This window comes from Streptomyces sp. NPDC049577 (assembly GCF_040675635.1).
Classification (GTDB): Bacteria; Actinomycetota; Actinomycetes; order Streptomycetales; family Streptomycetaceae; genus Streptomyces.
Genome location: NZ_JBFAPH010000213.1, coordinates 1 through 11237, shown reverse-complemented (window position 1 = coordinate 11237; position 11237 = coordinate 1). Strand labels below are relative to the sequence as shown.

Here is an 11237-nt window from a genome sequence, read left to right as displayed (position 1 = left end):
CACGACCAGCGGGCGGCCCGGCGTGGGCCCCGCCGCGCCCGGGGGCACCGCCGCCACCGGCGCCTCGCGGACCGCCTCGTGGGCCGCCTCCGGGACCGCCCCGCGAACCGCCTCCCGGGCCGGCGCGCGGACCGTCCGGGGACCGGCCGTCCAGAACTGGTACCCGGCGACGGCGACGGCCGCCACCAGGACGACCGCCAGCGCGGCCAGCGTCCTCGGTTCGATGCCGCACCGGACCCGCAGCCACACCGGCAGCCGGTCCCCCAGCGCGGTGCGCCAAGAACCCTGCGGGCGGGGCGGGTTGTGCAGATGAGTGGTCATGCGGAGACCGTAGGACCGGCCGCGAAACCCCGCTGATCTTGCTCAATTCCCGTGGAGAACCGGATGGTTGTGGATAACCCCGCCACCCGAAGGAGCGGTTCCGAAGGAGCGATCCCGAAGGAGCGATTCAGCGCGCGGAGACCACCACGCCCACGAGCCCCGGCCCCGTGTGCGCGCCGATGACCGCCCCCACCTCGCTCAGCAGCAGCTCCCCCAGGCCCGGGACGCGCTCCCGCAGGCGGTCCGCGAGCAGGGCCGCGCGGTCCGGGGAGGCGAGGTGGTGGACGGCGATGTCGACGCCGGCGGTGCCGGCCCGGTCGACGGCGATCTCCTCCAGGCGGGCGATGGCGCGGGATGCCGTGCGGACCTTCTCGCGGAGCTCGATGCGGCCGTTCTCCAGTTGCAGCAGGGGTTTGACGGCGAGGGCCGAGCCCAGCAGGGCCCGCGCCGTGCCGATGCGGCCGCCGCGGCGCAGATAGTCGAGGGTGTCCACGTAGAAGTAGGCGGCGGTGCCCTGGGCGCGCTTCTCGGCGGCGGCCACCGCCTCGTCGAGGGTGCCGCCCGATCGCGCGGTCTCCGCGGCGGCCAGGGCGCAGAAGCCGAGGGCCATGGCGACCATGCCGGTGTCGACGACCCGCACCGGCACCGGCGCCTCCCGCGCCGCGAGCACCGCGGCGTCGTAGGTGCCGGAGATCTCGGCCGAGAGGTGCAGGGAGACGATGCCGCTCGCCCCGGCCTCCGCGGCGGCGCGGTAGGCGGCGGCGAAGACCTCGGGGGCGGGCCGGGAGGTGGTCACCGGACGGCGTTTCTGCAGGGCCTGGGCCACCGACCGGGCCGAGATCTCCGTGCCCTCCTCCAGCGCCGCGTCACCGAGGACGACCGTCAGCGGTACGGCCGTGATGCCGTGCCGCTCCATCTCCTGCTGCGGCAGGTAGGCCGTGGAATCGGTGACGATCGCGACGTGGGGGGACATGTCCCGGAGGGTACCCGCCGGGTCGCCTCCACGGCAGTGCGGGCCCGCGCCGGTGATCATTACCGGTCGGTTCCGGAGATCAGCCCGTCTGCTGGGGCTTCCGGGCCTTCTGCCAGGGGAATTCCCGCCGCGTCCAGTCCGCGCGGCCCTCGACGGCGGCCCGCTCGCGCCCGGCCCCGCCCGGCGCGGACTGCTCGGACTGTTCGGACCGCCCGGCCGCCTCCGGAGCCTCCGGAGCCGCCGCCGACCGCGCCTCCGCCGCCGTCGTCCAGTGCCGCAGCGCGCCCGCCTCCATCTCGATCTGGTCGTTCAGGGCCGCCAGGTCGTCGTCCGCGAACCGCCGCGCCCGGTCCCGGGCGGCCCAGCGCAGCGAGTCCGCCGAGTGCCTGATGCGCTCGGTGCGCTCGCGCAGCTCCGGCAGGCACTCGGCCACCCGGGCGCGGTCGGGCTCGGTCTCCAGGCGGCGCAGGTCCTCGTCCAGCTCACGGCCGTGTGCGCTCAGGCGTTCGAAGAGGGACAGGGACTCCGACAGCGTGGGATCCTCGGCCACACCCGCCCGCAGGGCGTCCTGGGTGGCCCGCATCGAGGTGCGCAGGCCGACGCGCAGCTGGGCCACCTCTCCGGCGACCCCCGTCTGGGTGTACTGGCGGGCCTTGAGCCGGGTGTCCTCGACGGTGCGGCGCGCCTGGTCGACCGTGCGGTCCACGCCGCGCTTGACGGCCCGTACGGCCTTGACCGTGGCGATCACCAGGAACACCAGGACGAGCGCGCTGATCACGGCGAAGATCGCGGCGGCGGCTTCCATGGGGGGCTCCTCGGGTCGGCGGCTGACGGGGCCGTACCTCTCCACCGTAAACGCAAGGGGCAGGCCGGGGGTTCCGGAAGAACCCCCAACCTGCCCGTAGGGGAAACCCCTGTGCGGCGTTACGCCGGGACGATGTTCACCAGCTTCGGCGCCCGCACGACGACCTTGCGGATGCCGGCGCCGCCGAGCGCGGCGACGACCGCGGCGTCGCCCAGGGCGAGCTTCTCCAGCTCCTCGTCGGAGATGGACGGCGCCACCTCCAGGCGCGCCTTGACCTTGCCCTTGATCTGCACGACGCAGGTCACGGACTCGTCCACCAGGTACGCCGGGTCGGCGACCGGGAAGGAGGCGTGGACGACCGAGCCGGTGTGGCCCAGCTTGCGCCACAGCTCCTCGGCGATGTGCGGGGCCAGCGGGGCGACCAGCAGCACCAGGTCCTCGGCCACCACGCGCGGCACCTCGCGCAGCTTGGTGACCAGGTTGTTCAGCTCGGTCACCTTGGCGATGGCGGTGTTGAACCGCAGGTTCGCCAGGTCCTGGCCGACGCCGTCGATCGCCTTGTGCAGGGCGCGCAGGGTGGCCTCGTCGGGCTCGGCGTCGACGACGGTGACCTCGCCGGTGGCCTCGTCGACCACGTTGCGCCACAGGCGCTGGAGCAGGCGGTACTGGCCGACGACGGCGCGGGTGTCCCACGGCCGGGAGACGTCCAGCGGGCCCATCGCCATCTCGTACAGGCGCAGGGTGTCGGCGCCGTACTCCGCGCAGATCTCGTCCGGCGTGACGGCGTTCTTCAGGGACTTGCCCATCTTGCCGAGCAGGCGGGAGACCTTCTCGCCCTGGTAGTAGTACGCGCCCTCGCGCTCCTCGATCCCGGCGGCGGGCACCGCGATGCCGCGGGCGTCACGGTAGACGTACGCCTGGATCATGCCCTGGTTGTAGAGCTTGTGGAACGGCTCGGCGGAGGAGACGTGGCCCAGGTCGAAGAGGACCTTCGACCAGAAACGGGCGTACAGCAGGTGCAGCACGGCGTGCTCGGCGCCGCCGACGTACAGGTCGACGCCGCCGTGCGGCATGCCCTCGCGCGGGCCCATCCAGTAGCGCTCGGCCTCCGGGGAGACCAGCCGCTCGCTGTTGTGCGGGTCCAGGTAGCGCAGCTCGTACCAGCAGGAACCGGCCCAGTTGGGCATGGTGTTGGTCTCGCGGCGGTAGCGCTTGGGGCCGTCGCCCAGGTCGAGCTCGACGTTGACCCAGTCCTCGTTGCGGGAGAGCGGGGTCTCGGGCTCGGTGTCGGCGTCGTCCGGGTCGAAGGTGCGCGGGGCGTAGTCCTCGACCTCGGGCAGCTCCAGCGGCAGCATCGACTCGGGCAGCGCGTGGGCGACGCCGTCCTCGTCGTAGACGATCGGGAAGGGCTCGCCCCAGTAGCGCTGGCGGCTGAACAGCCAGTCGCGCAGGCGGAAGTTGACGGTCGCCTCGCCGATGCCGCGCTCGGCCAGCCACTCGGCCATGCGGGCCTTGGCCTCGGGGACGCGCAGCCCGTCCAGCGAGACGCCCTCGCCGGCCGAGTTGATGATCTCGGCGTCGTACGAGTCGAAGGAGTCGGCCCACTCCGCCGGGTCGGTGCCGCGGTCGTCCGAGGGCCGGACGACGCAGCGCATCGGCAGGTCGAAGGCGCGGGCGAAGGCGAAGTCGCGGCTGTCGTGGGCGGGGACGGCCATGATGGCGCCGGTGCCGTAGCCCATCAGGACGTAGTCGGCGACGAAGACGGGGATCCGCGCGCCGCTGACCGGGTTGATCGCGTACGCGCCGGTGAAGACGCCGGTCTTCTCCTTGGCGTCGGCCTGCCGCTCGACGTCGGACTTGGCGGCGGCCTCCTTGCGGTACGCGGCGACGGCCTCGGCCGGGGTGGAGTGACCGCCGGTCCAGTCCTCGTGGGTGCCCTCGGGCCAGGCGGCGGGGACGATGCCGTGGTCCTCGGTGACGACCAGCGGGTGCTCGGGCGCCAGCACCAGGTAGGTGGCGCCGAACAGGGTGTCCTGGCGGGTGGTGAAGACGGTCGCCCGGGCGTCCGGGTGGCCGTCGATGACGAAGTCGACGCGGGCGCCCTCGCTGCGGCCGATCCAGTTGCGCTGCTGCAGCTTGATGGCCTCGGGCCAGTCCAGCGCGTCCAGGTCCTCCAGCAGGCGGTCCGCGTAGGCGGTGATGCGCATGTTCCACTGGCGCAGCTTGGACTTGAAGACGGGGAAGTTGCCGCGCTCGGACCGGCCGTCGGCGGTGACCTCCTCGTTGGCCAGGACGGTGCCCAGGCCGGGGCACCAGTTGACGGGCGCGTCGGAGGCGTAGGCCAGGCGGTACTCGCCCAGCACGTCGGCGCGCTCGGCGGGGCTCAGCGCGGCCCACTCCCGGCCGCCGGGCACCTCGCGCTCACCGCTCTCGAACCGGGCGACCAGCTCGGCGATCGGGCGGGCCTTCCTCGCCTCCGGGTCGTACCAGGAGTTGAAGATCTGGAGGAAGATCCACTGGGTCCACTTGTAGTAGTCCGGGTCGATCGTGGCGAACGACCGGCGCTTGTCGTGGCCCAGGCCCAGCCGGCGCAGCTGCGCCTTCATGTTCTCCATGTTGGCCTCGGTGGACACCCGGGGGTGGGTGCCGGTCTGCACGGCGTACTGCTCGGCGGGCAGGCCGAAGGCGTCGAAACCGAGGGTGTGCAGGACGTTGTGGCCGGTCATGCGGTGGTAGCGCGCGTAGACGTCGGTCGCGATGTAGCCCAGCGGGTGGCCGACGTGCAGGCCCGCACCCGAGGGGTACGGGAACATGTCCATGATGAACTTCTTGGGCCGGGCGACGACCTCGGGGTCACCGGCCAGGTCGCCGTCGGGGTTGGGCGCCGCGTACGTCCCGTCGGCGTCCCAGAAGTCCTGCCAGCGTGCCTCGATGTCGGCGGCCAGCGCGGCCGTGTAGCGGTGCGGGGCTGCCACCTCGGCGGCTTGGGTCTCGCTCATCGTCCTCTAAGCTCCATCGATTCGTCGTCTCTGCCGTCTGCCCGCGGCGCTGCCGGCCGCAAATGAAAAAACCCCTCGCACAGGAGGGGATGCCGCGTCGTGTCTTCACCTGCCGGTGATGATCAACGCGGCTCGCTAAGCAGAAGGCGTACGGCACGCATGGGGCCAGGTTACCCCAGCAGGCCTGGGGCCCGCACCGAAGGAGAGGTGCGGGCCCCAGGGGGTGATCAGTGCTTCTTGGGGACGTACGAGGTCACGTAGTCGTTCGCCGGGGAGCCGACGCCCGTGACGTTGTCGTAGCCCACGGTCGCGGACAGCGAGGTGTCGCCGCCCAGGCTGCGCAGGGAGGTCAGCAGACCGCCCTTGGCGTCGACGCCGTTGGCGTAGTCCACCCGGACGACGGCCAGGCCCTGGCCCTTGCCCAGCGGGTGGTCGGTGACGTCGTGGTACGCGGCCGTGCCGTAGCGGTCGTAGATGCCCGGGTTGGCGAAACCGATCGGCACGCCGTGCCGCGCCTGCTGCGCCAGGGCCTGGACGCCCGCGATCACCGGAGCGGCGAGCGAGGTGCCGCCGATGCGGTACTCGCTGTAGGCCGTGCTGCCGTCGGGGAAGGTCTGGGTCTGGCCGACCAGGAAGCCGGTGCTGGAGTCGGCGACGGCCGAGATGTCCGGCTCGACGCGCATCGGCTTGGTGCCACCGTTCGCCTTGGCGAGCGCGTCGGGAACGACGCCGCGCTGGTAGAAGGGCTGCTCGAACAGCTTGCTCGTGCCGCCGCCCGCGCCACCGGTGAAGGTGCCGGGGAAGCCGTCCCAGCTCTGGCCGTCCTTCGACAGCGGCGCCTTGTGGGTGCCCCAGCCGGTCTCCCACAGGTACTTGTCGCCCTTGCCGACGGCGAGCGAGGTGCCGCCGACGGAGGTGACCCACGGGGAGTTCGAGGGGGTGTCGACCTGCTTCACGCCGTGCTTGACGGTGTTGTCGCCGTCGTCGCCGGAGGAGAAGTAGAAGCCGATGCCCTCGACCGCGCCCTGCTGGAAGATCTGGTCGTAGGCCGCGGCCACGTCCGGGGTCTCGTTGCTCTCGATGTCGCCCCAGGAGTTGGAGACGATGTCGGCGAGCCGGCCGTCGACGATCTTGTGCAGGGAGTCGATCAGGTCGTCGTCCTGGCAGGACGAACCGCCGACGTAGACGATGTCGGAGTCCGGGGCGACGGCGTGGACGGCCTCGATGTCGAGGGTCTCCTCGCCGTACCAGCCGGCCGCGTCGCACTCGTCGGGCTTGGTGTGCGTGTAGTCGGCGGGCAGCACCTGGGAGAACTGGCCCTTGCGGTACGCCTTGTCGCCGTTGCGCTTGGCGTACTCCGCGATGTCCTTGGCGATGGTCGGCGAGGCGTAGGCGTCGGTGATCGCGACGGTGACGCCCTTGCCGGTGAAGTCCTTCGCCCCGTACGCGGCGCGCAGCTGCTTGCCGGTGTAGCCCTTGATCGCGTACGGCGCGTGGGAGCCGTAGGCCGAGGGCAGGCTCTTGTTGACGTTCGAGCCGTAGTACGAGGAGAACGGGCCGGAGTTGCGGAAGGCCGCGCTCGGGCCGGGGAGCGCCTCGTCGTGGTGCGCCAGGCGGGGCGCGTTGTTCAGGCCCACGACGGTGAGGACGGCGCCGTGCAGGGAGGCCGGCACGGAGGCAGTCTTCGCCGGCGCCTGGTAGGTCTTGCCGTCCTTGACGTAGTAGTGCAGCTCGGTGCCGAACGCCTTCTCGGCCGCCGCCGCGTCACCGGTGACGGTGAGGTAGTGGTCGTTCGCGGAGGTCACCTTGAGGCCGGAGGACTTCAGCCACTTGGTGACCTCGGCTATCTGGGCCCTGGTCGCGCCGAAACGTTCCTTCGCCTGCTTGGCGGTGAGGTACTTGCCGTACGAGGCCGACTTCGGGTCGGAGACGGCCCGGGCGTAGTCGGCGAGGCCCTTGGCGTCGCGGCCGGCCAGGTAGACCCGGGCGGTGACGGTCTTGGACGCGGCGGTGGCGCCCTGGTCCGCGCTCGCGGTCGCCCACTGCGGCTTGGTGCCCGCCAGCGACTGCCGGTCCTGCGGTCCGGAGTCGGCCTGGGCGGACGGCACACCGAGCGCGAGCGCCCCCACCACGAGCGGCAGCGCCGCCGCCAAGGACAGTCCGGCGCGCGCTCTGGAGCGGCTTGATCTCATGGAACCCCCTGTGAGTGAACGGTCACGTCACTCTGTCGACGAACCGTTCATCCATGGGGCATGTGTTCGTCAAGAAGAGATCAAAGATGCCCGGGGCCGGCGCGGCCGAAACCTCTTGCCTCCGGGGCGAGTTGGGCGCGCGGGCCACACGTGGGGGAAAGCAGTGAGCGGGCCGTCCGTCCGGACGACCCGCTCATTCACTGTGGAGCTAAGGAGAATTGAACTCCTGACCTCCTGCATGCCATGCAGGCGCTCTACCAACTGAGCTATAGCCCCTTGTTTTGTTTTTCCGCCCGGTTCCCCCGGCGACACCCAGAACATTACACGGTCATCCCCCCCTCCTGCCAAATCGATTCCCTGCCGGGCCGACCTCGCCCCGGTTTGACCGATTTCAGGCGGTGGCGAAGGAGTAGAAGCGCTTGAGCGTGCAGTGTTCGTCGAGGAGCCGGCCGTAGATCGGCTCGCCCTCGAGCTCGCGGTAGACCTCGATGGGGTCGCCTTTTATGATCAGCGCCCGCGCGCACTCGACGCACCAGTACTGGTAGGCGGAGTTGAGCGGCTCCATGTCGCGGACGATCGGCGTTCCGCTGCCGCACCAGTCACACTTCCGGCTGTGAGCACCCATGGGTCAGCCTGTTCCCTCCCCTTCGGCCCCGTCCGTTCCCGGGCGTCCGATTCTGCCACGGGAGGGTATGGGGACAGCAACAATCCCGCCTCCCTTGATCAGGGAGACGGGATCATCCGGGTTGTGGAGCTAAGGAGAATTGAACTCCTGACCTCCTGCATGCCATGCAGGCGCTCTACCAACTGAGCTATAGCCCCGCTGTTCTCGGCTCCCCCCGGGCTTTCCCCGGTGTTCCCCGCGAACAAGAAGAACTTTAGCCTGCGACCTGCCCGGATGTGAAATCGGGCCCCACCGGGGCGGCCGCCCGGCCTCAGTCGTCGTCGCCGAGCACCGGCTCGGGCAGGGTCCCGGCGTTGTGCTCCAGCAGCCGCCAGCCCCGCGCGCCCTCGCCCAGGACCGACCAGCAGCAGTTGGTCAGGCCGCCCAGGGCCTCCCAGGAGCGGGGCTCCAGACCCAGCAGCCGGCCGATGGTGGTGCGGATCGTGCCGCCGTGGCTGACGACGACCAGCGTGCCGCCGTCCGGCAGCTTCTCGGCGTGCGACAGCACGACCGGGGCGGCCCGCTCGGCGACCTCGGTCTCCAGCTCGCCGCCACCGCGCCGCACGGGCTCGCCGCGCTTCCACGCCGCGTACTGCTCGCCGTGGCGCTCGATGATCTCCTCGTGCGTGAGGCCCTGCCACACCCCGGCGTACGTCTCGCGCAACGCGGCGTCGCTGGCGACCTCCAGGCCCGTGACGGCGGCCAGCTCGGCGGCCGTGGCCCGGGCCCGGCTGAGGTCGGAGGCGATGATCGCGTCCGGCCGCAGCGCGGCCAGCAGCCGGGCGGCACGGCGCGCCTGGGCGACGCCGGTGCCGGTCAGCTCGATGTCGGTCGAGCCCTGGAAGCGGCGCTCCACGTTCCACGCGGTCTGGCCGTGGCGCCACAGGACGATGCGGCGGCCCCTGCCGCCCCCGCTGCCGTTCAGCTCAGCCCCCCGTCGAGGTCCGAGGCCTCCTCCTGGCCGCGGGCGTACTCGGCGCCCTTGCCCCGGGTGGCCACGGCGTCGGCCGGCAGCTCGATCTCCGGGCAGTCCTTCCACAGCCGCTCCAGCGCGTAGAAGACCCGCTCCTCGCTGTGCTGCACGTGCACCACGATGTCGACGTAGTCCAGCAGCACCCAGCGGGCGTCGCGGTCGCCCTCGCGGCGCACCGGCTTGGCGCCCAGCTCCTTCAGCAGCCGCTCCTCGATCTCGTCGACGATCGACTTGACCTGGCGGTCGTTGGGGGCGGAGGCCAGCAGGAAGGCGTCGGTGATCGACAGCACGTCGCTGACGTCGTAGGCGATGATGTCGTGCGCGAGCTTGTCGGCGGCCGCCTGGGCGGCGGCGCGGATGAGCTCGATGGAGCGGTCCTCGGCGGTCACAAGCCATGCTTTCGGTCAAGAGGGTCAGTACGCCCTCAAGGGTCTCACGACCCGCCGACAGCACCGCCGGCCTTTTCGCGGCACCGGGGCCCGGCCCCCGGCTCAGCCCTTGTAGTCCTTGCCGAGGACGACCGTCACATCGGCGTTGCCCGCGCCCGGCCCCTTCCGCACCGCTGCGGCCGGCAGTCCCAGCGTCTTGGCGACCTCCCGGGCGTCCGCCGCCCGGGCGTCGTCGGCGTAGGTCACCGAGGACGCCGCCTCGGCGCTCGCCGCCTTGCCGCCGTCGAGGTAGGTGTAGCCGCCGTTGACCAGCGTGATCTGCGCGGATCCGGCCGCGCCGGCGCCGCCTGTGGCGTTCTTCACGCTCACCCGGGGCGGGGCGTTCTTGTCGGTGTTCCTCACCGTGCCGCCGAGGACCTTCTTCACGACGCCGTCGGCCGTGGCCTGGGCGAGCGTCCCGTCCGGCTGCACGGGCAGCACGTCGGTGTCGTAGGAGCCCTCCTTGGCGCGCGCGGCGAGCTGGGCCAGGGAGGCGCCGAGCTGCTGGACGGAGAGCGAAGGGTCCGGGATCTGGGCGAGGGACTCCACGGTCGTGGTGGCCGCGCCCGGGTCGCTGGAGAGCTTGCGCAGCACGCCCTGCATGACCTGCCCGAAGCGATTCAGCTGCTTGGCCTGGTCCTCGCCGGGCGCGTGGTACGTGGCGTAGGCCACGGCCGTCTGCCCGCTGAGGGTGCGGTCCCTGCCCGCGGTGATCTGCGGGCGGTCGCCGGAGCCGGCCCCGGGGACGGTGGTGTCGGCGTCGACGGTGATGCCGCCGACGAGCTGGACCAGGTTCTCCAGGTACGGGGTGTCCAGCCGCCAGCTGCCCTTGATGTCGGCGCCGAGCAGGGTGTTGAGGGAGTCCCGGGTCGCCCCGGTGCCGGCCTCCTGGACGGACTTGCCGAGCGTCGTGGCGGTGCCGCCCTCGCCGGCGACGGCGAGCGAGTTCGGCAGCAGGACGGTGGTGCCCTTCTTCGTGGTCTCGTTGTCGACCAGCAGGGCCGTGGAGCTGCCGCCGCCCTTGGTCTCGCGCAGGTGCACGACGATCACGTCACGCTTCTGCGCGCCGCCGGCCGCGCTCGGCGCCTTCTTGCCGTCCGAGCCGGACAGCAGGAACCAGCCGATGCCGCCGCCCAGCGCGAGCACCAGCACCACGGCGAGGGCCACGACGCGGTTGCGGCCCTTGCGCTTGCGCTCGTCGCGGCGCTCGGTGCGGCTCTCGCTGAACTTGAGCCAGTCGATGACGTCCTCGGAGTCCTCGTCCGGCTCCTCGATGAACGAGAACTGCTCGGTGCGGTACGCCTCCGGGGCGGGCTCCCGGTCCGTCCGCTCCGGTGCCGTGCGCGGTTCGGGGATCTGCGCCTGTGCCGGCTCCTCGGGGACCGGCGGGCCGGCCTGGCGGGGGATCCACTCCTGCTGCGTCTGCTGCTGCGTCTGCTGGTGCGGCTGCTGCTGGTGGTGCGGCTGCTGACCGTAGGCGTCGTACTGCTCGTACTGCTGCTCGTACTGCTGCGGCTGGGCCTGCTGGAGGGGCCGGCCGTACGCGTCGTAGGCCAGCTCGGGAGCGTCCGGCCGGTACACCGGGCGGCCGTAGGCGTCGTAGCCGTACACCTGCGGTTGCTGTGCGTACGGGTCGTGCGCGTACGGGTCCAGTCGGTCGTTCACCAGTGCCCCTCGGTGCCCATCGGTGCCATCGAGCCGGAATCGGCGGGCTCAGCCGTCGTGACGGTACAGCCTGCGCTTGTCGATGTAGCGCACCACACCGTCGGGCACCAGGTACCAGACAGCTGGACCACCTGGTCAACAACGCCGGCACCAACCCGGTGTTCGGCCCGCTCGCCGAGGTCGACCTCGGCGTCGCTCGCAAGGTCTTCGAGACCAA

The 11237-nt window shown here is 71.8% G+C and carries 7 protein-coding genes, 2 tRNA genes and 4 pseudogenes; 1 reads left to right on the top strand and 12 read right to left on the bottom strand.

Annotated elements, in window-relative coordinates; translation table 11 throughout:
- The 12 genes and pseudogenes from AB0K09_RS22360 to AB0K09_RS22305 all read right to left on the bottom strand — a co-directional run.
- A pseudogene (locus AB0K09_RS22360) lies at nt 1-321 on the bottom strand (DNA-binding protein); the annotation flags it as partial.
- Nucleotides 322-448: 127 nt separating this feature from the next.
- Nucleotides 449-1294, bottom strand: coding sequence for a DegV family protein (locus AB0K09_RS22355; RefSeq protein ID WP_366067133.1), 846 nt, complete (start codon nt 1292-1294; stop codon nt 449-451).
- A gap of 79 nt (nt 1295-1373) precedes the next feature.
- The gene (locus AB0K09_RS22350) at nt 1374-2099 is read right to left on the bottom strand and encodes a hypothetical protein (RefSeq protein WP_366067132.1); all 726 of its coding nucleotides are present in this window, start codon (nt 2097-2099) and stop codon (nt 1374-1376) included.
- Between the two features lie 119 nt (nt 2100-2218).
- Nucleotides 2219-5098, bottom strand: a complete 2880-nt coding sequence (gene leuS, locus AB0K09_RS22345) for a leucine--tRNA ligase (protein ID WP_366067131.1) — start codon at nt 5096-5098, stop codon at nt 2219-2221.
- Nucleotides 5099-5325: 227 nt separating this feature from the next.
- The gene (locus tag AB0K09_RS22340) at nt 5326-7290 is read right to left on the bottom strand and encodes a S53 family peptidase (RefSeq protein WP_366067130.1); all 1965 of its coding nucleotides are present in this window, start codon (nt 7288-7290) and stop codon (nt 5326-5328) included.
- A gap of 203 nt (nt 7291-7493) precedes the next feature.
- Nucleotides 7494-7566 (bottom strand) — tRNA-Ala (locus AB0K09_RS22335).
- Between the two features lie 115 nt (nt 7567-7681).
- On the bottom strand, nt 7682-7915 hold the full coding sequence (locus AB0K09_RS22330) for a hypothetical protein (protein ID WP_366067129.1): 234 nt from the start codon (nt 7913-7915) through the stop codon (nt 7682-7684).
- Between the two features lie 124 nt (nt 7916-8039).
- Nucleotides 8040-8112 (bottom strand) — tRNA-Ala (locus tag AB0K09_RS22325).
- A gap of 113 nt (nt 8113-8225) precedes the next feature.
- Entirely contained in the window at nt 8226-8879 is a 654-nt protein-coding gene (locus AB0K09_RS22320; protein ID WP_366067134.1) for a histidine phosphatase family protein, read from the bottom strand.
- Nucleotides 8876-9316, bottom strand: coding sequence for a ribosome silencing factor (rsfS, locus tag AB0K09_RS22315; RefSeq protein WP_366067128.1), 441 nt, complete (start codon nt 9314-9316; stop codon nt 8876-8878). Before rsfS ends, AB0K09_RS22320 begins: the two co-directional genes overlap by 4 nt.
- A 102-nt stretch (nt 9317-9418) precedes the next feature.
- A pseudogene (locus AB0K09_RS22310) lies at nt 9419-11020 on the bottom strand (LCP family protein); the annotation flags it as partial.
- A 48-nt stretch (nt 11021-11068) separates the two neighbouring features.
- A pseudogene (locus AB0K09_RS22305) lies at nt 11069-11140 on the bottom strand (nicotinic acid mononucleotide adenylyltransferase); the annotation flags it as partial.
- Between AB0K09_RS22305 and AB0K09_RS22300 the strand changes: the two are divergent.
- A pseudogene (locus tag AB0K09_RS22300) lies at nt 11140-11237 on the top strand (3-oxoacyl-ACP reductase); the annotation flags it as partial. The pseudogenes AB0K09_RS22305 and AB0K09_RS22300 overlap by 1 nt on opposite strands.